This window comes from Agrobacterium vacciniicorymbosi, assembly GCF_040427045.1.
In the GTDB taxonomy this organism is placed as follows: Bacteria; Pseudomonadota; Alphaproteobacteria; order Rhizobiales; family Rhizobiaceae; genus Agrobacterium.
On record NZ_JBETMF010000002.1, the window covers coordinates 297,379 to 318,651 of the forward strand.

Annotated in this window: 17 protein-coding genes and 1 pseudogene; 6 read left to right on the top strand and 12 right to left on the bottom strand. The window is 57.7% G+C overall.

Features of this window, described 5'->3' with window-relative positions; genetic code table 11:
• Window positions 1-21 precede the first annotated feature (21 nt).
• The 3 genes and pseudogenes from ABUK73_RS04720 to ABUK73_RS04730 form a co-directional block, all read right to left on the bottom strand.
• Window positions 22-2,337: pseudogene (locus ABUK73_RS04720) on the bottom strand (PAS domain-containing sensor histidine kinase); the annotation flags it as partial.
• Between the two features lie 185 nt (window positions 2,338-2,522).
• Complete coding sequence (gene pepN / locus ABUK73_RS04725; protein WP_353576252.1) at window positions 2,523-5,171, bottom strand: aminopeptidase N; 2,649 nt, start codon at window positions 5,169-5,171, stop codon at window positions 2,523-2,525.
• Between the two features lie 313 nt (window positions 5,172-5,484).
• Window positions 5,485-6,594 (bottom strand): methyl-accepting chemotaxis protein, encoded by a 1,110-nt coding sequence (locus ABUK73_RS04730; protein WP_353576253.1) that lies wholly within the window; start codon window positions 6,592-6,594, stop codon window positions 5,485-5,487.
• Window positions 6,595-6,990: 396 nt separating this feature from the next.
• Here ABUK73_RS04730 and ABUK73_RS04735 point away from each other — a divergent pair, with 396 nt between their 5' ends.
• The gene (locus tag ABUK73_RS04735) at window positions 6,991-7,929 is read left to right on the top strand and encodes a DMT family transporter (protein WP_353576254.1); all 939 of its coding nucleotides are present in this window, start codon (window positions 6,991-6,993) and stop codon (window positions 7,927-7,929) included.
• A 271-nt stretch (window positions 7,930-8,200) separates the two neighbouring features.
• Window positions 8,201-9,067, top strand: coding sequence for a hypothetical protein (locus ABUK73_RS04740; protein WP_353576255.1), 867 nt, complete (start codon window positions 8,201-8,203; stop codon window positions 9,065-9,067).
• 8 nt (window positions 9,068-9,075) lie between these two features.
• Here ABUK73_RS04740 and ABUK73_RS04745 read toward each other — a convergent pair whose 3' ends face one another.
• From ABUK73_RS04745 to ABUK73_RS04765, 5 genes are all read right to left on the bottom strand, one after another.
• Window positions 9,076-9,459 carry a VOC family protein gene (locus ABUK73_RS04745; protein WP_353576256.1) on the bottom strand — a complete coding sequence of 128 codons (384 nt, stop codon included), beginning with the start codon at window positions 9,457-9,459 and terminating at the stop codon, window positions 9,076-9,078.
• A gap of 163 nt (window positions 9,460-9,622) precedes the next feature.
• Window positions 9,623-9,811 (bottom strand): hypothetical protein, encoded by a 189-nt coding sequence (locus tag ABUK73_RS04750; protein WP_103584675.1) that lies wholly within the window; start codon window positions 9,809-9,811, stop codon window positions 9,623-9,625.
• Between the two features lie 150 nt (window positions 9,812-9,961).
• Window positions 9,962-10,837, bottom strand: coding sequence for a uracil-DNA glycosylase (locus tag ABUK73_RS04755; RefSeq protein ID WP_353576257.1), 876 nt, complete (start codon window positions 10,835-10,837; stop codon window positions 9,962-9,964).
• A gap of 45 nt (window positions 10,838-10,882) precedes the next feature.
• The gene (locus tag ABUK73_RS04760; RefSeq protein WP_353576258.1) at window positions 10,883-12,175 is read right to left on the bottom strand and encodes an Hsp70 family protein; all 1,293 of its coding nucleotides are present in this window, start codon (window positions 12,173-12,175) and stop codon (window positions 10,883-10,885) included.
• Window positions 12,176-12,316: 141 nt separating this feature from the next.
• Complete coding sequence (locus ABUK73_RS04765; protein ID WP_353576259.1) at window positions 12,317-13,213, bottom strand: LysR family transcriptional regulator; 897 nt, start codon at window positions 13,211-13,213, stop codon at window positions 12,317-12,319.
• Between the two features lie 153 nt (window positions 13,214-13,366).
• Between ABUK73_RS04765 and blaOXA the strand changes: the two genes are divergently transcribed.
• Window positions 13,367-14,134 carry a class D beta-lactamase gene (blaOXA, locus tag ABUK73_RS04770; RefSeq protein ID WP_454892328.1) on the top strand — a complete coding sequence of 256 codons (768 nt, stop codon included), beginning with the start codon at window positions 13,367-13,369 and terminating at the stop codon, window positions 14,132-14,134.
• Window position 14,135: 1 nt separating this feature from the next.
• On the opposite strand, the gene ABUK73_RS04775 is transcribed toward blaOXA, so the two are convergent.
• The 3 genes from ABUK73_RS04775 to ABUK73_RS04785 all read right to left on the bottom strand — a co-directional run bounded on the left by ABUK73_RS04775 (window position 14,136) and on the right by ABUK73_RS04785 (window position 16,637).
• On the bottom strand, window positions 14,136-14,339 hold the full coding sequence (locus ABUK73_RS04775; RefSeq protein ID WP_353576261.1) for a hypothetical protein: 204 nt from the start codon (window positions 14,337-14,339) through the stop codon (window positions 14,136-14,138).
• 220 nt (window positions 14,340-14,559) lie between these two features.
• Entirely contained in the window at window positions 14,560-15,678 is a 1,119-nt protein-coding gene (locus ABUK73_RS04780) for a hypothetical protein (RefSeq protein WP_353576262.1), read from the bottom strand.
• Window positions 15,679-15,848: 170 nt separating this feature from the next.
• The gene (locus tag ABUK73_RS04785) at window positions 15,849-16,637 is read right to left on the bottom strand and encodes an SDR family oxidoreductase (protein WP_353576263.1); all 789 of its coding nucleotides are present in this window, start codon (window positions 16,635-16,637) and stop codon (window positions 15,849-15,851) included.
• Window positions 16,638-17,026: 389 nt separating this feature from the next.
• On the opposite strand from ABUK73_RS04785, the gene ABUK73_RS04790 reads away from it, so the two are divergent.
• Entirely contained in the window at window positions 17,027-18,691 is a 1,665-nt protein-coding gene (locus ABUK73_RS04790; protein WP_353576264.1) for an electron transfer flavoprotein-ubiquinone oxidoreductase, read from the top strand.
• Between the two features lie 34 nt (window positions 18,692-18,725).
• On the opposite strand, the gene ABUK73_RS04795 is transcribed toward ABUK73_RS04790, so the two are convergent.
• Window positions 18,726-19,475 carry an SDR family NAD(P)-dependent oxidoreductase gene (locus ABUK73_RS04795; protein WP_353576265.1) on the bottom strand — a complete coding sequence of 250 codons (750 nt, stop codon included), beginning with the start codon at window positions 19,473-19,475 and terminating at the stop codon, window positions 18,726-18,728.
• A gap of 264 nt (window positions 19,476-19,739) precedes the next feature.
• Here ABUK73_RS04795 and ABUK73_RS04800 point away from each other — a divergent pair, with 264 nt between their 5' ends.
• On the top strand, window positions 19,740-20,303 hold the full coding sequence (locus tag ABUK73_RS04800; RefSeq protein ID WP_353576266.1) for a TetR/AcrR family transcriptional regulator: 564 nt from the start codon (window positions 19,740-19,742) through the stop codon (window positions 20,301-20,303).
• Between the two features lie 156 nt (window positions 20,304-20,459).
• The gene (locus ABUK73_RS04805) at window positions 20,460-21,203 is read left to right on the top strand and encodes a pentapeptide repeat-containing protein (protein ID WP_353576267.1); all 744 of its coding nucleotides are present in this window, start codon (window positions 20,460-20,462) and stop codon (window positions 21,201-21,203) included.
• The last annotated feature ends 70 nt before the right edge of the window (window positions 21,204-21,273 follow it).

The following is a 21,273-nucleotide window of genomic DNA, read 5'->3' on the forward strand; positions in this document are numbered from 1 at the left end:
GGGATGCTGCTGCACGGGAACCGTGTGAGGGATCATCAGGGCGACGACGGTGCCCTTGCCCTCGCGGGAGCGGATTTTCATGGTGCCGCCATGCAGCTTGACCAGTGAGCGGGAGATGGCGAGGCCGAGGCCGGAGCCGCCCTGGCTCTTGGCATATTGGCTTTGAACCTGCTCGAAAGGCTGGCCGATCTTGTTGATGGCGGCGGAGGGAATGCCGATGCCGGTATCTGCAATGGTGACCATCAGGCCCTTGTCATGAACATGGGTGCGAAGCTCCACACGCCCGCCATTGCCGGTAAACTTCACCGCGTTTGACAGAAGGTTGAGCATGATCTGCTTCATGGCGCGGCGATCTACGGCCATGTGCATGTCATCACAGACGCGCTTCTGAATGGAGATATTCTTCTGCGCGGCCTGAATAGCCGTGAGGCGGAGCGTTTCTTCGACCAGAGGGGCGAGATCGACCTTCTCGCGGTTGATGCGCATGTGGCCAGCTTCGATCTTCGACATATCCAGAATATCGTTGATAACGTTAAGCAGATGCTTGCCGCTATCGTGGATATCACGGGCATATTCGCTGTATTTCGGGGAGCCAACCGGGCCGAACATTTCTGCGATCAGGATTTCCGAAAAACCGAGAATGGCGTTGAGCGGTGTGCGCAGCTCGTGGCTCATATTGGCCAGGAATTCGGATTTTGCAGTATTGGCGGCTTCGGCGCGCTCTTTTTCAGCCTGGTAATTGGCATTGGCGTCGGAAAGCTCTGTCTTCTGGCGCTCCAGCTTGTGGCGTGAGGCGGAAAGGTCGCCAATGGTTGCCATCAGGCGCTTTTCGGAGTCGCGCAGGCGCTCTTCATGCCGCTTTAGAAGGGTGATGTTGGTGCCGACCGAAACGAGGCCTCCGTCGCGGGTGCGGCGGTCGTTGATTTGTAGCCAGCGGGCGTCGGCAAGCTGGACTTCCGTGGTACGCGACAGGCCAGACTGATCCGGGTCGGCCACGCGGCGTTCCACAACGGGGCGGCAGGCGGCGGCGTTTACGACGGAGCGTTCCGTTCCGGCCACCAGCACGCTGTCCGGCAGGCCGTAAGCCTGCTGGAAGTGAGCGTTGCACATGACCAGACGGTCGTTCTTGTCCCACAGCACGAAGGCTTCCGATGTGCTTTCGATGGCGTCTGCAAGACGCTGGTCGGCTTCGGCGTAACGCTGGGCAAGTCGGTGCTGCTCGGTCACGTCCATGGCAATGCCGATGACGCGCGGGCCAGCGGATGTGTGGATGACCTGAGCGCGGGCGCGCAGCCAGACATAATGACCATGGGCATGGCGCATGCGGAAAATCTGGTCGATCTGGCGGAGGTCGCCGCAGCCGACGGAGCGTGCGAGTTCGTAGAGATTGCCGTCTTCCGAATGCATCATGCGGGCGGCATCGCTGAAGGACAGTGGGTCGGTTCTGGGAGGCAGGCCGAGAATTTCGTAGAGCGAGGTGGACCAGAACATACGCCGGGTGGAGAGATCGAAATCCCACAGGCCGCAGCGTCCGCGCGACAGTGCCGTTTCAACACGCAGGTTGGATTCGACGAAGACTTCGTCCGCCGTACGTGCCCGCTTCACTTGCATGTAATAGGCATAGAGAATGACCAGCAGAATGGCCGAGATGCCGGTGAACAGCGTGACATTCATGGCGACTTCGCTGCGCCAGAAGGAGCGGATCGGCTCCAGCGAACGCGCCGCGATAATCATGCCGCCTTCGGTGCCGAGCGACAGCATGGTTGCGTAGTGCGGGACGCCTTCAATATCCGTTTCGATGGTGCCGGGCGCACCGGGGAAGCGACGAACGATGGCGATTTCCGGCAGAAGATTGGTGAGCGACGTGCCGAGATAGGTAGAGGCTTCATTGCCGATGCCGCCGAAGATACGGCCATCATTGCCGGCCACCAGCAGCAGCGTGTCATGATCGAGGCTGCCAGCAGGGAAGGAGGTGCGAAGACGGGTTTCGGCTGTGGCACGATCCTGCATGGCAAAGAGGGTTTCGGCGCCGTTGAAGGAGGCCTTTGCGGCAAGAGCGGAGAGGGCGGTTGCCTGTCGGGCCGATTCTTCCATCCGTCCGGATTCGGCCACGATGCCCAGCATGCGCGAGGCTGCCACGACAACCAGAAAGGCCAGGATGAGAACGGGAATGAGCCGCTTCAGCAGCGATTCCAGATGGGGTATTGGCAGCGCGCTCGTCGGACCTGCGGCCAATGCCAACAGGTTTCCGGAGAGCTTTTCGCTCCATGCAGCAATGTCCACAAATTTGGCATACGAGCGCTCATCGCCCGCAGTCGCCCGCCGCACGTCCGTCATTGTCCCGCCTTGATGTCCCTCGTGGAATCCGAAGCGCCGCCGCTCGAATCTGACACCAGTGAATCAAAGCTGATTCGGCTTGTCCAGAGCTTAAGGTTAAAAGAATTTTAACCCTTTGAACCGACTCCGTATTTTTTTGGGACAAGTTCGGCGACTTACCAAAAAGCCGCCAAACTCACGTAACGTCAAGCCTTTAGCACGCGTTCGACGATGTCGCGGACGTCTGTCGAGAGGGCAGGGGACCGCTCGATTGTGGTCAGCGCAGCGCGGGCATGATCGGCCCGAACAGGCTCCAGAGACCGCCAGGAACGCATGGATGTGAGGATGCGCGCCGCAAGCTGCGGATTGCGCTTGTCGATGGTGACGATCTGCTCGGCGAGGAAGCGATAGGCTTCACCATCGGCACGGTTGAAACCGGTCGGATTTCCAAAGGCAAAGGTGCCGATGAGCGAGCGAACGCGGTTCGGATTGGTGCCGATGAAGTGCTTGGAGCCGATCAGCGCTTTGATACGCGCCAGCGCATCGCTGCCGGGAATAGCCGCCTGAATGGACAGCCACTTGTCCAGCACCAGCGCGTTGTCGGCAAAGCGGCTTTCGAACGTGGCAAGAGCCTGTGCCGTTTCCGGCGCATTCGGGAAGCGCTGCGTCAGCACGCTGAGAGCATGGGCGAGATCGGTCATGTTGCTGGCGGCGGAGAAGGCCGCAGAGGCGCGCTCCGGCGTCTGTTCCGCAAAGGACAGATAGCTCATGGAAATATTGCGCAGCGACCGGCGACCGGCGCTCTCTGCATCCGGAGAATAGGCACCCTTGTCTTCGAAGCTGGCAAACAGCCTCTGGAAGGTTTCAACACCGGCCTTGGCAATGGCCGTCATGGCGGCGTTGCGGGCCTTGTGGATCGCTTCCGGGTCATTGTTGCCGCCGATTTCACGGGCGACATCCGCTTCGCTTGGAAGCGCCAGCGCCTGAGCACGGAATGCGGGCTCCAGACTGTCATCGCCTGCGATTTCGATCAGCGTTGCGATGAAGGCCGGATCGAACTCAACGTCCGAACCATCGCGTACCGCCTGCGTCGCCTTGACGAGGTTGGGCATGGCAAGGGTGGTGAGCGCCTGCCAGCGGGAGAACATATCCGTATCATGACGGGCGATCTGCACCATATCGTCGGCAGACTGCTCTAGATGCAGATTGATCGGCGCGGAGAAGCTGCGGTTGAGCGACAGCACCGGGCGCGAGGAAATGCCGGAGAAAGTGAAGGTCTGGTTGCGTTCGGTCAGATGCAGCACGCCATCCCGGTAGTCGCCGCCTTCGACCTTCGACGGTTCGGCAATCTGGCCATTGTCGAGAATGAGGGCTGTGGAAAGCGGAATGTGCAGGGTCTGCTTGGCGCTCTGGCCGGGCGTTGCCGGAACGGTCTGTTCCAGCGACAGCGTGAAGGTGGAAGACGCCGCGTCATAGGACGTCGATGCGCTGACCAGCGGTGTGCCGGCCTGCACATACCAGCGGAAGAACTGGCTGAGATCACGACCGCTTGCGTCTTCGAAACACTTGATGAAGTTTTCGACCGTCGAGGCCTCTCCATCATGACGCTCGAAATAGAGATCCATGCCCTTGCGGAAATCTTCCGCACCCAGAATGGTGGCGATCATGCCGGTGATTTCGGCACCCTTCTCATAGACAGTCGTCGTGTAGAAGTTGTTGATTTCGCGATATTTATCCGGACGTGGCGGATGCGCCAGCGGGCCGCCATCTTCCGGGAACTGCTCGGACTTCAGGTGGCGCACATCGGCGATGCGCTTGACCGGGCGCGAGCGCATGTCAGAGGAGAACTCCTGATCGCGGTAAACGGTCAGGCCTTCCTTCAGGCAAAGCTGGAACCAGTCGCGGCAGGTGATGCGGTTGCCGGTCCAGTTGTGGAAATACTCATGCGCGATGATGCGTTCGATATTGGCATAATCGGCATCGGTCGCGGTCTCAGGATCGGCCAGAACATATTTGTCGTTGAAGACGTTGAGGCCCTTGTTCTCCATGGCGCCCATGTTGAAATCGGACACGGCGACGATCATGAATATGTCGAGGTCGTATTCGCGACCGAAGCGCTCTTCGTCCCATTTCATGGAGCGTTTCAGCGCGTCCATGGCGTAGGCCGCGCGCGGCTCCTTGCCGTGTTCGACATAGATTTTCAGCGCGACATCACGACCGGACATGGTGGTGAAGGTGTCTTCGATGAGGCCGAGATCGCCTGCCACAAGCGCAAACAGATAGCTTGGCTTTGGATGCGGATCGAACCACGCCGCGAAGTGACGGCCTTCATCGTAATTGCCGCCACCGAGGAAATTGCCGTTGGACAGAAGGAAGGTGTTGCCTTCCTTGGCAGCGATGATGGTGATGGTGTAGGGCGCCAGAACGTCGGGACGATCGGGGAAATAGGTGATGCGGCGGAAGCCTTCGGCTTCGCACTGGGTGCAATAGACACCATTGGTGCGGTAAAGGCCCATCAACTGCGTGTTGGTCTGCGGATTGATGTAGTTTGTGACGCAAATCTCGAACGGTTCTGCGGCGGGCAGGTCGCGGATCGTCAGACTGTCCGGCGTCGCATCATATTGCGCAGCGGGAATGTCGATCTGGTCCAGCAGCAGGCCGGAGAGCGTCAACTCGTCACCATCAAGAACCAGCGGCGCTGACGCATCGACGCCTTTACGCCGATGGAAAATCAATCGCGCTTCGACCTTGGTATTTTCAGGGTCGAGTTCGAAGGTGAGGTCAACTCGTTCGAGAACGAAATCGGTGGGGCGATAATCCGCCAGGTGAACGATCTGGCCCGTGTCTGTTCGCATGACTATTCCTGAATGAACCTTGTCTGCCACGATTCAGGTTTCATGCCGGATGTCACCTGAAAGTAAAATTGAAATAGGGTCACGTTCATGTGAAATTCGCAAGACATTATGTCCTGCGTATTGTCTCGCCAGACCAACGGTTCAGTGAGGATCAATGAATGTGTCTCGCATTGGCACATCATTCCATTAAATGTTGAACGATTACTGAAATTATGGCCTCTCACAAATAATATTACGATAAAATATTCGATTGGTTACCAATTCTATTCAGTATCAAAGCCCATGTGTTCACGCAGTGTACGAGAGCGTTCAGCTATGCCTTGAAACCAAGGCTGTTGCGGATCGCCTCATCGTTTTCCGTTTGTTGGATGACGACGCCGTACCACCCCAGACCATCATAATCCTCGTATCCGAATGTCTTGGCGAAGGCGACAATTGCGCCGCTGGTATAATAGCTGCCGCGCATCGCGTTGGATGGGTTTTGGAGAGGGTAATGGGTAAATCGCAGAGCCGGATCGCCGCTTGCGATGACGCGCATATCGCCATCCAGCAACAGCACGACCGTTCGCTCTGCCACGGAGGGCGGTAAATTCGCTTCCTTCTCCACGATGGAGCGACCCTGCGACTGCCAGTCGAAATAGACACCCAACGTGCCCAGCAAAGCACCATCGTTCTTGCCGCCTTCCCGAACGCCGGTGGCGTAGACCAGAACGTCGCGATCATCGTGCTGCGGGCTGCTCTTGACCTGATCGACAATATATTCATCGCCGCTGCGGCACTGCGAGGCGGCAATGAACCACGGTTCGAGCGTCAGGTTACGACCCAGCAGGTTGCGCTGATAACGCGGATTGGCAGACGCAATCACCGTACCGCGACGATCCGTCATAACGAGGTCTATATAGACGGTATAGAAGCGGCTGATGACGCCGAGACGCTCCGCTGCGAAGGCGGCATCCGCCTTGTCGTTGCTTTGCAGCGCTTGCCACAAAGCCGTATCGGTTGCCCACCAACGCACATCGGCGGTGCGTTCAAACAGATTGCGCACGATCAGCTGAACCAGCGTCTGCGCCATATCCATCAACCGCACGCCTTCCATCTCCTCCACCAGCGCTTCGGCCATATCGCGGCTGAGCCCGATACGGCTGAGGACGGTATGTTCAAATGTCGAGGAAATATCCGAGGCGATCTGCGCGAGGCGCTGAACCTCGTTCGCCACCACGGAAAAGCCCTTGCCAGCTTCACCGGCTCTCGCCGCTTCGATCAGCGCATTGATGGCCAGAAGCCGGATTTGTTTGACGATGTGGCTGTTATCCGTGCTGAACCGCCGCAGGTCGTTCGACATGCCATCCGTGACGATACGCATGCTGCGTGGCGTTGCCGGTGGCGAGCCGCTTTTTTCAAATATCTGTGGAGCGTGTTTCATCTGTCTTCATCAGTTCTGAAATAGAGATGGACATCATCTTCAGTTCAACATCGGTAGCGAGGGCGCGCGGCGAACGATTAAGCTTGCGCAATTAGAATGTATCTTGGTTAACAAGTGGTTTTTATTGGTTGTATTTTCTCGCAGCGCACCGATACATACATGTGCCGTCAAATCCGGCATCTGCATATATTTAAATCATTTTTGGTAGAGATTTGCCAAGGCGTGGCATTTGAGCAAGTGGTTGCGCTAAAAATCACCGGAGAGATGACTCAATCTTGAGTTTATTTCAAATCTGCACGGTAATCTGATAGTCATCACAGCGTGATGTGCGGGACCATGCAGTGGCCTGTGAGATGAAACCGGTTCGCAGCCGTAACTTTTTGAATGTTCGTTCGCATGAGTGCCGCCGCCTATAACCCCATCAGGGGCATAAGCTTCAAGCTGATATCCGTTGGTTTTTTTCTGGTCATGCAGACCTGCATCAAGGCGGCAGGGGCAGATGTACCGGCAGGCGAGATCACCTTCTTTCGCTCCACCTTCGCCATCGTTCCCATCATTATTTACCTGGCATGGCTGCGGAGCCTGAAAAGCGCGTTCCACACGGAAAATCTCTTCGGTCATTTCAAGCGCGGATTTCTCGGCATTCTCTCGATGATCTGCGGGTTTTACGGGCTGACATTGCTGCCGCTGCCGGAATTCATCGCCATCGGCTATGCCTCTCCGCTGATGGCGGTGGTGTTCGCCTCGCTGATGCTGGGCGAGACCGTGCGCATCTATCGCTGGTCTGCGGTTCTAATCGGCATGAGCGGTGTGATCATCATTCTCTGGCCCAAACTGACCCTGTTGCAGAGCGGTGGCTTTGCGGCGGGTGAGGGGATTGGCGCACTCGCTGTTCTGCTGGCCGCCGTCCTCGGTGGTCTGGCCATGGTGCAGGTGCGCCAGCTGGTGGTGACGGAGAAGACGGCGACGATTGTTCTCTATTTCTCGCTGACTGGCAGCCTACTGTCTGCGTTCAGCCTGCCATTCGATTGGGAATGGCTGGATTGGAAGCAGACGGTGCTTCTGATCTCCTGCGGGATTGCCGGTGGTATCGCTCAGATTTTGCTGACCGAGAGCTATCGCCACGCGGAAGTCTCGACCATTGCCCCCTTCGAATATTCATCCATCCTGTTCGGAATTGGTGTTTCCTACGTATTGTTCGGCGATATTCCGACCGTGACGATGCTGGTGGGCACGGCAATCGTCATTTCTGCCGGGATTTTCATTATTTTCCGGGAGCATCAACTAGGGCTTGCGCGAAAGGCGGCTAGAAAAGCGTCTACGCCTCAGGGCTAGTCGAAATATTGCGTTCGACTGGACAGCTTCTGTAAAATTTAAAAAAAGCGCTGTTTTTATCAAAGTTTTATTCAAATTTCGCACGACTGTGTTATTGAACACATGGGTGGTAAAGGTAAATCTAAGGTGGCATAATCGTGTTTGGGGCAAAACGCGTAGAGCCTGATAGTGCGCGTCTATTGGTGCGCGTCAGTATTTGGCAGGGCAATGATGTGGCAACCAGTGGTTGCTACGGAGCATATTTCTTTTCATTATTATCACGGGATCGGTCATGATGTATTCGTATGACGATCTCGTTGCGCATCCCAAATTGCTGGGAGCGATAAGAACGCTCGCCCGGACTCTGCGGGGCGCTTACAACAATAATCCGCGGATAGCGCGGTTGCTTTCGGCGCATCAGAAGTGGCTGATGACGCAGGCGGGGATGGCCCTAAACCTTGAAAGCGGTCCCCGTGGTTTCACCGTTGCGCAGGCGCGGGAACTCATCACCACCAATCATGTTGCAAGCCGCAACACGGTTCAGAACTATCTCGATCAGCTTGAAATTTATCGCTATGTTGAAAGAGTTAGTCCGGCCTCTCAGCGACCCCGTCGATACAAGGCGACGCCCGTAAGCGAAGAGGCGATCCTGATGTGGTATATCGCCAATCTGGCAGCTATCGATTGTCTTGATGGGGGAATACGTGCCATTGAGATGATGGCACATTCACACCTTCTGGCGGTGGCACAACCATTGGCCGCTCGTCTCTGCCTCATGGATTCTGCATGGGTGAACCCGCCACCACGCGTTGGACTTTTTCTATGGACCGAGGCAGGTGCGCTCGTGATGGACGAATTCATCAGTCGCATTGAAGACTCGTCGCGCCAATGCGACCGTATCGATATCGGTTTTGTCGATGCGCGGGCCATGGCTGCGGAATTCATGATGTCACGCACGCATCTTCAGCGCCTGCTCAACAAGGCGGCGGAACAGGGCATCATGGGCTGGCACGATGACAGCCTGCGCAGCGGCATGTGGTTCTCCCGCGATTTCCTCGACGAATATTGCAGCTGGCAGGCCATCAAGTTCAAGTATGTCCAGGATGCATTTATCGAGGCCAAGGCTGCCAGGTCCGACACGGCACCATCTGCGTCGTAAATCCTGCCCTAGATTACCTGCGCGACTTCCCAGACATTGCCTGCGGGGTCTGCAAAGGCTGCCGTGCGCCGGCCCCATGGTCTGTCTATGGGGCCGTTGAGCATGGTCGCGCCGCGTTTGGTGAGCTCTTCGCAGACGGCATCGACATCATCCACCCTTATCGTCAGGAGCATCCGCGTGCCGGTGCCTGCTGGCGCGACTGCGAGCGGCGTGACCAGTTCCGGTGCTTCGCTGGCCTGAAGCAGATTGATGAGGATGCCCGAGAATTTGAGAACGGCGGAGACATCGTCCTTATAGATAATGTCGGGGTGAAATACCGTCTCGTAGAACTGCCGGGTTGCGCCGATATCCTCGACAAACAGCGTGATAACCTCGATCTCATTTGTGAACATATCGCCCTCCCGGAAGTATCGGATACTGGGGAGACTACACGGTTTTGCGGCGAAATGCGGTATCAGGCACCCCGAAAACGCAAAAGCGCCTCTCCATCGGAAAGGCGCTGCGAAGCGTCGGTCTATAAAAGTCTTCGATGGCGGAGCCGGAAGACTGATTGTATCAGCGCTCGCGGAAGTCCGCGAAGACGGCTGAAGGACGTGTCGTGCGAACTTGCTGAGCGGAAGCCCGAGCTGTCAGCTGTTCATTGGTGCCACCGAAGCGGTGGTAGCTATCACCCGAGCGCGGGCCGAGGCCTGCAAGCCGGAGTGTTTCGAAGCCGGAATGAACCGGACGGAAGCGAGTGGTCATTGCCTTGGTTCCTTAAACCGTTTCCTCCCAAGACGAGATGACTTATCGCGGTGCAGCATGGATTCGGCAATCAGGGTAAATGCGCCGCTGTTATGCGCCATTTGCATGGCTATTTTCATAAATGATTCACATTGATCAAAAAGGAAGCATTCACATTTTGCGAAGGTGAACCTGAAATGCTAATAAATCCTGCCATGCCAATGGCTTACTGGCTGGAGCGTTCAAAAGTTCCTGTGGGTGCAAAGTGGCGATGGCAGGCACGATTCCATGCCCCGATGCGACATCACGCCACTGTCCGCGCAGCGTATGGATGGTGCCGGTGCCGCCAAAGAAAAAACGGGCGGTGAAGTTGCCCAAAAGCAACAGTGCTTTCGGCTCTGCCAAAGCCACCTGTCGCTCGATGAAGGGGCGGCAGATTTCCATCTCGGGGCCGGAGGGCGGGCGGTTGCCCGGCGGGCGCCATGGGACGACATTCGTGAGCAAGAGATTGGCACGGTTAAGGCCGATAGCCGCCAGCATACGGTCGAGCAGCAGGCCTGTCTTGCCGACGAAAGGCTGACCCTCGCGGTCGTCATCCGCATCCGGCATCGGGCCAATCACCATGATGCCGGAGGAGGGGTCTCCCTCGGCAAATATGGTGTTGCGGGCGCTGTTTTTCAGATTGCAGCCGTTGAAGCCTTCCAGCGCCGACTTGAGTTCCGACAGCGAACGGGCGGTTTCCGCGGCAAAACGGGCGGCAGCGATGGCCTGCTCATCCGGCATGGCGACATTGGCCTGAACCGGTGGCGGGGCAGGTGCTGCGCGTGCTTGAGGCCCCGACTGAACGCCGCGAGGGGGTGTGTTTTGTGGAACACTAATTTGCTGAGGGGGGGCGTCTCGCTGCGCGGGGCGGCTCTGGCGGGTTGCGGCAAATTCCGCAAAGCGATCCAGCGACGTGTCTTCCAGCAGCCAGTCCACGCCCGCATCTGCATGGAAATGCAGGAGCGCCGCCAGTTCTGCCGGTGAAAGGTCTTGGGCCAGGATCATGGGGGCAAAACTACCTTAAGTGGCCGCCCCGTGAAACCCCTGTCATCACGCTGTCCAGCGTTCAATGTCACCGCTTTCGCCAATCATGGCCAGACCATGCGCAATCGACAGAAGCTCGCCACCCGTTTCGATCCTGTCGGCATCGAAGCGGCGGGCGAAAAGCTGGCGCACGGCGGGCACGAAGGAGGTGCCGCCGGTGAGGAAGACCTTATCGATGGCCTCTGGCGCGGTCTGGGTTTTCTCCAGCACCTCATCCAGCGCGCCTTCGATCTTGGCGAGATCATCGCTGATCCACTTGTCGAAATCCGAGCGCTTGACAATCTTGCGACCGGCCTTGCCGAGTGGCGAGAAGTTGAACTCGGCTTCCTCATGGGAAGACAGCGTCATCTTGGTGGCCGAGATCGCCTGATAGAGCGGGTAGCCCTCATCATGCTCGACCAGCTCCACGAACATCTCCAGCTTTTCCGGCTCAAGTGCCGAGCGAACCAGCGACTTCAGATCGGAAAATTCCTTGGTGGTCTTGAAGATGGACAGCTGGTTCCAGCGACCGAAATTGACGTAGTAACCGCCCGGAACATCCAGCACCTTGTCGAAGCTCTTGAATTTGCTGCCCTTGCCGATCTCAGGCGACACCAGATTGTCGATCATGCGGAAGTCGAAATGGTCGCCCGCGACGCCAACGCCGGAATGGCCGATGGGTGTGGCGGAAAGCTTGCCACCATGGGTTTCGAAGCGGATGAGCGAATAGTCGGTGGTGCCGCCGCCGAAATCGGCCACCAGAACATTGGCGTCCTTCTTCAGGCTCTGGGCGAAGTAGTAAGCAGCAGCGACGGGTTCATAGACATAGTGGATTTCCGGAAAACCGGCGCGGGTCAGCGCATCATTATAACGTGCCAGGGCCAAGGCCTCATCCGGGTTGCTGCCTGCGAAGCGCACGGGGCGACCGGCGATGACGGTGGAGACGTCATCGCGCCATTCATCGCCCGCATAGGACTTCAGCTTGCGCAGAAAGACCTCCATGAGGTCTTCGAAGCTCTGGCGCTTGGCGAAGACCAGCGTGCCCTGAAACAGCGAGGAGGCGGCGAATGTCTTGATGGATTGCAGAAAGCGACAGTCGCCGGGATTATCGATGAACTGCTGAATGGCGGCGTGGCCCGCTTCGACATGAAGGGCAGCGGCCCCCATGGAGCGATCCTTCATGAAGGACAGGGCGGTGCGCATGCTATCTGCTGTGCCGGCGCTGCTGGTAAAGCGCATCGAATGGCTGTCCGTGCCGCTGTCCGAAAGTGCCATGACCGTGTTGGTCGTGCCGAAATCGAGGCCGAGTGTCCGTGTCATTGCAGTCGTTCCTTGGTGTTTAGACAGGTCGAAATGGGCCGAGGCATGCTCGGGCCCGTCAGTCCGGATGCCCATGGCATCGGTGATTTTTGAGGAGGGCGGGTCATTGCATGATGGCTGGCCTATGGCAAGCCGGGTGGCTCAGTTTTTTGCCATTTGTGCCGCCCGGCTTTGCTGTGCCTCTTCCAAAAGCCATTTGGAAAATGTTGCCATGGCTGGCGTCACTGGCCGCGATTTCAGCCGCGTCAGCCAATAGCATCCTTTGGAGACATAGACCGGGAAAGGCTGCTCCAGTGCGCCGGAGGAGAGTTGGCGGCTGAACATGAGCGGCGGGGCCAGTGCAACGCCCGCACCCTGCAAGGCAGCCTCGATCATCAGGACGGACGAGTCGAACACGATGCCGCGAATTTTCGGCGGCACCACACCGGCGGCTTCGAACCACTCCGGCCATTCATCCACCCGGTAAGAGCGCAGCAGAGGCTGAGCGGCAATATCCTGCGGCGAGGTGAGCTGGCGCGCGATGGCAGGGATGCACAGTGCCGAATGCGGGGCTTCGAACAGTTCTTCCGCTTCCGTATCGTGCCAGGCGCCATTGCCGAAACGAATGGCGTAATCCAGACCCTCGGCGGCGATATCGACGCGGTTATTGTTAGTGGAAAGCCGCACCTCGATAAAGGGGTAGCGTGCCTGAAATGCGCCAAGCCGCGGCAACAGCCAGCCAACGGCAAAGGTGCCCACGGCACCCAAAGTCAGCACATCGCGCAGATGCCCTTCCTCGAAACGTTGCAGCATATCGGCCATGCGGTCGAAAGAGTCGCGCAGCGTCGGCAGCAAGGCAAGCCCGTCTTCGGTGATCATCAGGCCGCGCGGCAGCCGCCGGAACAGTTCCACGCCCAGCTTCTGCTCCAGAAGCTTGACCTGATGGCTGACAGCCGTCTGCGTGACGCAGAGTTCTATGGCGGCGCGGGTAAAGCTGAGATGCCGGGCGGCGGCCTCGAAAGCGCGCAGGGCATTGAGCGGGAGATGTGGACGGACCATTGCTAAGACCAACTAAAATTCATGCCAGAAGCCAGATATCATCATTTGTCTTGACGCGACAGGCTAGCTTACAAGTGCGTCAACACAACCCAATGGAGAGTGTCCATGACGATAAAGCGACATATCGGTTTCGTTCTTTGTTCAGCCTTTACAATGATTTGCTTGAGTTCTCTCAGTGCTAAGACTGCGGAGACGGTACAATGCACGGTCATCCTCGACGCCAAAAGCGGTGAAGCCCTGTATAGAAAGGGTGAATGCGGCAAGGCTTTCGCGCCACAATCCAGCTTCAAACTGCCATTGGCCATTATGGGTTATGATGCGGGAATTCTGAAGGACGAGACGACGCCGCGCTGGGAGTATAAGGCGGAATGGAAACGCCCGAAGCGCGAGCAGCAGGCTACCGATCCGACCATTTGGGAGCGGGATAGCATCGTCTGGTATTCGCAGGAAATCACACGACGTCTCGGGAAAGAGACGTTTGCTGATTACGTCCGTCGCTTTGATTATGGCAATGCGGATGTGAGTGGTGTTAAGGGCCGTACGGACGGGCTGACGGAATCCTGGCTGATGTCATCGCTGAAGATTTCTGCCGACCAGCAAGTGGATTTTGTGCGGCGCTTCGTGGACGGCAAGCTGCCGGTTTCCAAGATGGCTTATGACAAGACCATGGCGATTATTCCCAAGTTTGCCGCTGAAGATGGCTGGCAGATACAGGGCAAGACGGGGTCCGGCCGTATGCGCACCAAGGCGGGCAAATATGATGGCGACAGCTGGCTCGGCTGGTTCGTGGGCTGGGCACAGAAGGGCGACCGGCGGGTGGTGTTTGCCACGCTGAACGTGAAGGACTGGAAAAGCGAAGAGCCTATCAGCTTTGCCACGCGTGACGCGCTGATTGCAGACCTACCGAAACTGGTGAAATAGCCTAGCGGATAAAGCGTCGCGACGCCCAGATGATGACAAGGCCGACGACGAGAACCAGCGCGCCGCGCAATATCCACGGGCTTTGGTTGACCATAAAACTGGAGGCAGGGTAGGGGAAATATCCGCTGCCCTGACCAATCCAGACGAGGCCGATGAGCGAAAGCAATGCGCCGAAAATAGTCAGAGAAACGCGAAGTATCTGCATGATGAGCCTCGAAGGGGACGTCGATGCCGCAATCTACGCGTTTGTTGCGGGCGTGGGAAGCGTTTTCGGAGCGTGTGAGACGGGTGAGCCAACTGCCTGATTTAGGCTTTGACTGACACCCGCACTACCCTTGGGCTTTTTACCGAACGACTGGTCACGCCGCCAGTTGGGCGACGTGATGGGGGCCTCTGGGCAAGGCCGAGGAGCGGTCTTTAACCGCTCAGGCTTCGGCGTAATATTTCTCGATAATGCTGGTTTTCGGCTGTTCCGCGTCATTATCGTTCAGCGGGTTGGCATCCGTCTTGGGATCGCTGTTGACGATGGAGTCGAGCAGGCCACGCAGAATGCGGGATTTCTGAACTTCAGCAGCACGGCTGCGGGCGACCTCAATCTCTGCCTCTTCCTGCGCGGCAAAGCTGCGCGCGGAAGCTCTGGCTTCGACCGCGTCCACGGTGGCATTGCCGGAATGCTTGGCTGCTATAACCGTGGACGGTGAATGCGTGACTGGCGCGGAAGCAACCGGCGCAGTGGCAGGTGGTGCGGGAGATGCGGCCACAGGCTGGGCAGGCGATGCCGCGACGGGCTGAGATGCGCCGCTGTTGCCGCCGCTAACCGGCTGGGACGGTTCAGACTGCTCACTGCCTGTGGCCTGAGACGCTGCCTCTGGCTCTTCGGAAGCGCCGTTCCCGGCTGGTGTTTCCGACGTGGCAGGTTCGGATGCAGCTGGTTGCTCGTCGGCTGGCGCGCTTGCCGTTTCCTCGGGCTGCGTTTCTGCAGCGGGAACCTCGGCTTGGCTCTGTGACGGTGCGGACGACACTGGCTGCTGGTCTTCGTTAGCAGGTTGAGATGCAGCGGGTTGCTCTTCAGCCGGTGCGGCTGGCGTTTGCGCCGCTGGAGCTTCGGCCTCGCTTTGTGACGGCGTGGACGATACGGGCTGCTCGCTTTCGCTGGCAGGTTCTGACGGTGTCTCCGCAGAGGTTTCCGTTGGCGCTTCCGCCGATGGTTCGGTCTGCGCTGGCGGGGTGTTTTCGCTCGCCTGTGTTTCCGGTGTCGGTTCTACGGCTGGGGAGGGCGAGGATGTGCTTTCGCCAGATGTCTGCTCGGACGTGGCAGGCTGGGACGGTGTCGGCGAATAGGTGCCGTCATCGACGTCCTGATCGTCCGTGTCGTCTTCAACCGGGGCGGAGGCGCTGGGCGCTGGCTGGCTCTGGCTGCTGGCAGGCGCGCTAGACGGCTGGCTGCTCGTGGAGCCCTGCGTTTGGCCGCTGCCGGACGAGGATGTGCCCGTCGAAGGCGCAGTGGTGGGAGTGGATGTGGGAGGAAGCAGTGTTTCGAACATGTGAGGAGGCCGGAAATTGACGATGAGCAATTCCTGCGGCATCTCCCCCCAAAATTATGTGCATTTGCGTGGTCGCATTTAATTAAAATGCTGATGTATCTGCGGTTTTTATAATAATTATCGAAAATAACTATTGTGGAGCCGTGTTTGCGGCTCCAGAAACACCGCGATCAGATGGATTTCGCCGCGCCGCCATCCACCCGCAGCATGGTGCCGGTGATGTAGCTTGCGGGTTCCGAGCAGAGGAAAGCACCGGCGGCGGCGAATTCCTCGACCTTGCCGAGGCGTCCGGCTGGGATGGTTTTTAGCGATGCTTCGCGCACCTCTTCCACGCTTTTGCCGAGCCGTTTGGCATTGGCACCATCCAGCTCATCGATGCGATCCGTGTGGATGCGTCCGGGCAGGAGAAGGTTGGCGGTGATGCCGGAGCCCGCCACTTCCGTCGCCAGCGTCTTGTTCCAGCCCACCAGCGCGCCTCGCAGAGTGTTGGAAAGGGCGAGGTTGGGGATGGGCTCGAACACGCCCGAAGACGCGACGGTGAGAATACGGCCCCAGCCCTGTTCCTTCATCTGCGGCAGGAAGGCGCCCGTCAGCGTGATGACGCGCAGAACCATGGACTGGAAGAAAGTTTCCAGCTTGTCGATGGTGATATCCTGCGCCGTGCCTGGGGTAGGGCCACCGGTGTTGTTGACGAGAATATCGATGCCGCCGAGCTTCTCCTTCACGGCCTTGACCATGGTTGCGACGAAATCTTCCTGCGAAAGATCACCCTGCACCCAATCCGCCTTGCCCTTGCCCAGCGCGTTGATGGCGTCTGCATTTGCGGCCAGCTTTTCGCTGGTGCGGCCAACGAGCAGCACATGCGCGCCTTCTTTGGCCAGCGCCGTTGCAATGCCAAGGCCAAGGCCGCGAGATGACGCCAGTACGAGCGCGCGTTTGCCGGAAATGCCGAGATCCATGGGATATCCTCCTGAAAGTGTTGAGGGTGGTTATAGGGGTGGTGGTGCTTGTTTTGAAGGTGTTTATTTCGGGGGAGGAAACGCGTAGCAACGTCGTGCGCATTTCTTATGTCTGGAAACGCTTTCCATCCTCCCGCCTTGACCTCTTCGCAAATCCCGTTAGTTTACGTGAACGTAAGAGTTAGATATTACCAATGCGCTCGATAATGTAATAAGCCTGAACAGGATTTGCCGCAGTTCAACCTCGACAATGGCTTTGTGCTTTGCGAAGAAGAATTGAGACGATGGCTGAAAAGCGGGCAGGTGCGGCGAGGGTGGTGAACCCTGTGGCTGCGGGCGCGTTGGGTAAAACAAGGCCGGATGGGACCGGTTAAGCTGAGAGGATGGACATGACGGAAGCGATGGAACTGCCGGAACGCGAAGCAATGGAATTCGACGTTGTTATCGTTGGCGCTGGCCCTGCGGGTCTTTCGGCAGCGATACGGCTGAAGCAGGTCAATCCGGACCTTTCCGTCGTGGTGCTGGAAAAAGGTGCGGAAGTCGGTGCGCATATCGTTTCCGGCGCGGTGGTCGATCCCATCGGCATCGACCGTTTGCTGCCCGGCTGGCGCGAAGAGGAGGGGCATCCCTTCAAGACCGAGGTCAAGGACGACCAGTTCCTGCTGCTCGGCCCTGCTGGCTCCATCCGCCTGCCCAACTTCGCCATGCCGCCTTTGATGAACAATCACGGAAATTACATCGTCTCGCTCGGGCTGGTCTGTCGCTGGCTGGCGGAAAAGGCGGAAGCGCTGGGCGTTGAAATCTACCCCGGCTTTGCAGCAACCGAAGTGCTTTATAATGACGCGGGCGCCGTGATTGGCGTTGCCACCGGCGACATGGGCGTGGAGCGCAATGGCGAACCCGGCCCGGCCTTCACGCGTGGCATGGAACTGCACGGCAAATATGTGCTGATCGGCGAAGGCGTGCGCGGCTCGCTGGCCAAGCAGCTGATTGCGAAATTCGATCTTTCCAAAGACAGCGATGTCCAGAAATTCGGCATCGGCATCAAGGAACTCTGGCAGGTCAAGCCAGAAAACCACCGGCCCGGCCTCGTGCAGCACTCCTTCGGCTGGCCGCTGGGCATGAAGACGGGTGGCGGATCGTTCCTCTACCATTTGGAAGATAATCTCGTCGCCGTCGGCTTCGTTGTGCATTTGAACTACAAGAACCCCTATCTCTATCCCTTCGAGGAATTCCAGCGTTACAAGACGCACCCGGCCATCGCCCCGACATTTGAGGGGGCCAAGCGCCTGTCCTATGGCGCGCGCGCGATCACTGAAGGCGGTTATCAATCCGTGCCGAAACTGACCTTCCCCGGCGGTGCGCTGATTGGCTGTTCCGCCGGTTTCGTCAATGTGCCGCGCATCAAGGGCAGCCATAATGCCGTGCTTTCCGGCATGATGGCGGCGGACAGACTAGCCGATGCTATCGCCGCTGGTCGCGCGAATGACGAGGTCATCGAGATCGAAAACGAATGGCGCGGCAGCGACATCGGCAAGGATCTGAAGCGCGTGCGCAACGTCAAGCCACTGTGGTCCAAGTTCGGCACCGCCATCGGCGTGGCGCTGGGCGGGCTTGATATGTGGACCAACCAGCTGCTCGGCCTTTCCCTTTTCGGCACGCTGAAACACGGCAAGACGGATGCGGAAAGTCTGGAACCCGCGAAATTCCACAAGCCGATTGCATACCCCAAGCCAGATGGCGTCCTGACCTTCGACCGCCTGTCATCCGTCTTCATCTCCTCTACCAACCATGAGGAAGACCAGCCGGTGCACCTGCAGGTGAAGGACATGGACCTGCAAAAGCGCTCCGAACACGACGTCTATGCCGGCCCTTCGACACGCTACTGTCCCGCCGGGGTCTATGAGTGGGTGGAGAAGGACGGCGAAGAGGTCTACGTGATCAATGCGCAAAACTGCGTCCATTGCAAAACCTGCGACATCAAGGACCCCAACCAGAACATCAACTGGGTGCCCCCACAGGGCGGTGAGGGGCCGGTTTACGCGAATATGTAAAACGGCACTATTATTCGAGATGCCACGGTCTTGTTTATGTTGAGGCACCGCCATCGATGATGATGTCCTGCCCTACAATGTAGCTGGCCGCATCTGATGCTAGCCATTGTGCGGTGGCTGCGATTTCTGCCGGTTGAGCGACACGCTTAGAAGGATTTACAGCCGCAATGCGGCTGTCTCGCTCTGCCCGGTCTTCTCCGGGTCTGTACGACATGCTGGTATCAACAGGGCCGGGGCAAATCGCGTTCACCCGGATGCCATGTGCTATTGCTTCAAGAGCGGCGGTGCGTGTCAGGGAGCTGACTGCCGCTTTGGAGGCCGCGTAAGCACCCATCGTCTGACGCACAAGTTTTGCACCCACGTTTGAACCTATATTGATGATGACCCCGCCGCCGCTTCGCTTCATGGTCCGAATCTCATGCTTCATCGAAAGCCATAGCCCGAACACATTGACAGAAAAAACGCGGGAGAAAGTGTCTGCCTCCATTTCGTCAATGGGGCCAGATGCCAAAACGCCCGCAGCATTAATTGCTAGATCGATATGATCAATTCGCTCAAATAGTGTTGCTATTGCAGCCTCGTCCGTGACATCCGCGACAAGGGGACTGGCTTCCGCTCCACCCTGTCGGACAAGGTTCGCTGTAACCTCAAGCTCTTCGGCGCGGCGCCCCACGAGAAGCAGCCGCGCTCCTTCATGCGTAAATGCCTGAGCCATCGTTCGGCCAATGCCACTGCTCGCGCCCGTAATAAGGACTGTTTTCGGTTTCAAATAGGGCTTGCTCATAAAACATTTCCATTTCTGTGTTGGTCGATACAGAAATAGATTCTGGAAATGATATTGTCGAGTGGATCGAGTCGATTTAGCAAACAAAATAAACGCTGTGCCGGACGGGGATTAGCGAAGGAAACACTGGGATGTTCTTTGCGAATGTCAGAATCGATCCTTCTGATAAGTTCACGTAGCGAATGGCAGTGCAGTCGGTGAGAGGATTCAAAATTGGGTGAGCGAGGTCGTCCGAGGGGTTTTGACAGAGCGGAAGCTTTGGATATGGCGCTACAGGTTTTTTGGAAAAGCGGTTTCGAAGCGGCTTCCATGGGTGATCTCACAGATGCAATGGGGATTACGTCTCCTAGCCTTTATGCCGCTTATGGATCCAAGGAAGCACTGTTTCTGGAAGCCTTGCAGCACTATCGAACGCATTACGCCCAAGCCATGCTTGATGTTCTTTACAGCGCAGAGAATGCTGCTGGCGGCCTTTCTGCAATGTTTGAAACGGCAATCGATCTTTTTACCCGCGCGGATAGACCGCACGGATGCATGGTGGTGCTTGCTGAAGCGGGTAATGCCCCAGCTTCTGGGACAGCAAGGCAAATATTGTCAGGGTTGCGGCTCCAGCGTAGCGATGAAATTGCCGCTCGTTTGCAACTCGATGTTTCCGCTGGCCACCTCCACTTGAAACTGCCCGTCCAGCCACTTGCGGACATGTATGCAGCCCTTTTGCAAGGGATTGCCGTGGCGGCACGAGATGGGACACCTCGAAACAGACTATCGGCGCTTTATAAACCCGCCATTCTGCTGCTTATCGAACCAAAAAATATTAATTGGCTTTGATGCATTCCGCAACGTCGTCAGGGCGTTGGTCTTTTGAAGAGTTTGTTTTATCTATTGTGTACAGAATTGCAGAACCTCGTCCGGTGCCTTACTGATAGAGACTGCGACGTTTGCGTGGCTTAGGTTGTCCGACCAGGTCGGGTGTGGGAGCAGATGATGAAGACGGCAGCAGGCAATGTTTTTTCTCAGCGCGGGCCGGGGCTTGTTTGCGGGGCAGTTCTGACGGTGTTTGTCGCGGTGACCCTGACAGCAAACCACAGCCAGGCGGCCAGTTGCCGGGCCGATGCCGGTGCCGGGATTGACTGGAGTGCATGCAACAAGCGGCTTTTGATGCTTGGCGGCAGCATGCTGGATGGCGCGGATTTGCAGGGAACGGATTTCACCTTCACCGATCTTCGCGGCTCGTCCTTCAAGAAGGCCAATCTGGAAAAGGCAAAGCTCATCCGCACCTCGCTCGCCTCATCGCAATTGCAGGACGGCAATTTCATCAAGGTGGAAGCCTATCGCGGTGATTTCAGCGATGCGGATGCGGAAAACGCCAAGTTCAACAATGCGGAAATGCAGCGCGCCAGCTTCCAGAACGCCAAGCTCGTCGGCACGGATTTCTCCAAGGCGGAACTCGGGCGTGCGGATTTCGAAGGCGCGACGCTAACCGGCGCGAAATTCACCATGGCCAATCTTTCGCGTGCCCGCTTTGATGGCGCGAAATTCACCGGGCCGATTGATTTCGAAAACGCGTTCCTTCTTCTCGCCCGCATCGAAGGACTGGACCTTTCAGCAGCCACCGGGCTGGAGCAGAAGCAGATCGACATTGCCTGCGGTGATCCCAAGACCAAGCTGCCGCAGGGGCTGACGACGCCGACGTCGTGGCCTTGCCCGGAGGATCCGGACGAGGATTGACCGATAGGTTTGCGGGTGGGGCTCACCCCCCTCTGTCCTGCCGGACATCTCCCCCTCAGGTGGGGAGATT

What these genes read in the sequence shown, in the direction of transcription:
- ABUK73_RS04735 (WP_353576254.1), top strand. Translation starts at nt 6,991, where the DNA reads ATGAGTGCCGCCGCCTATAACCCCATCAGGGGCATAAGCTTCAAGCTG.
- ABUK73_RS04795 (WP_353576265.1), bottom strand. Translation starts at nt 19,475, where the DNA reads ATGAGCAAGCCCTATTTGAAACCGAAAACAGTCCTTATTACGGGCGCG.
- ABUK73_RS04740 (WP_353576255.1), top strand. Translation starts at nt 8,201, where the DNA reads ATGATGTATTCGTATGACGATCTCGTTGCGCATCCCAAATTGCTGGGA.
- pepN (WP_353576252.1), bottom strand. Translation starts at nt 5,171, where the DNA reads ATGCGAACAGACACGGGCCAGATCGTTCACCTGGCGGATTATCGCCCC.
- ABUK73_RS04790 (WP_353576264.1), top strand. Translation starts at nt 17,027, where the DNA reads ATGACGGAAGCGATGGAACTGCCGGAACGCGAAGCAATGGAATTCGAC.
- blaOXA (WP_454892328.1), top strand. Translation starts at nt 13,367, where the DNA reads ATGATTTGCTTGAGTTCTCTCAGTGCTAAGACTGCGGAGACGGTACAA.
- ABUK73_RS04800 (WP_353576266.1), top strand. Translation starts at nt 19,740, where the DNA reads ATGGCGCTACAGGTTTTTTGGAAAAGCGGTTTCGAAGCGGCTTCCATG.
- ABUK73_RS04760 (WP_353576258.1), bottom strand. Translation starts at nt 12,175, where the DNA reads ATGACACGGACACTCGGCCTCGATTTCGGCACGACCAACACGGTCATG.
- ABUK73_RS04765 (WP_353576259.1), bottom strand. Translation starts at nt 13,213, where the DNA reads ATGGTCCGTCCACATCTCCCGCTCAATGCCCTGCGCGCTTTCGAGGCC.
- ABUK73_RS04785 (WP_353576263.1), bottom strand. Translation starts at nt 16,637, where the DNA reads ATGGATCTCGGCATTTCCGGCAAACGCGCGCTCGTACTGGCGTCATCT.
- ABUK73_RS04775 (WP_353576261.1), bottom strand. Translation starts at nt 14,339, where the DNA reads ATGCAGATACTTCGCGTTTCTCTGACTATTTTCGGCGCATTGCTTTCG.
- ABUK73_RS04745 (WP_353576256.1), bottom strand. Translation starts at nt 9,459, where the DNA reads ATGTTCACAAATGAGATCGAGGTTATCACGCTGTTTGTCGAGGATATC.
- ABUK73_RS04755 (WP_353576257.1), bottom strand. Translation starts at nt 10,837, where the DNA reads ATGATCCTGGCCCAAGACCTTTCACCGGCAGAACTGGCGGCGCTCCTG.
- ABUK73_RS04805 (WP_353576267.1), top strand. Translation starts at nt 20,460, where the DNA reads ATGAAGACGGCAGCAGGCAATGTTTTTTCTCAGCGCGGGCCGGGGCTT.
- ABUK73_RS04730 (WP_353576253.1), bottom strand. Translation starts at nt 6,594, where the DNA reads ATGAAACACGCTCCACAGATATTTGAAAAAAGCGGCTCGCCACCGGCA.
- ABUK73_RS04750 (WP_103584675.1), bottom strand. Translation starts at nt 9,811, where the DNA reads ATGACCACTCGCTTCCGTCCGGTTCATTCCGGCTTCGAAACACTCCGG.
- ABUK73_RS04780 (WP_353576262.1), bottom strand. Translation starts at nt 15,678, where the DNA reads ATGTTCGAAACACTGCTTCCTCCCACATCCACTCCCACCACTGCGCCT.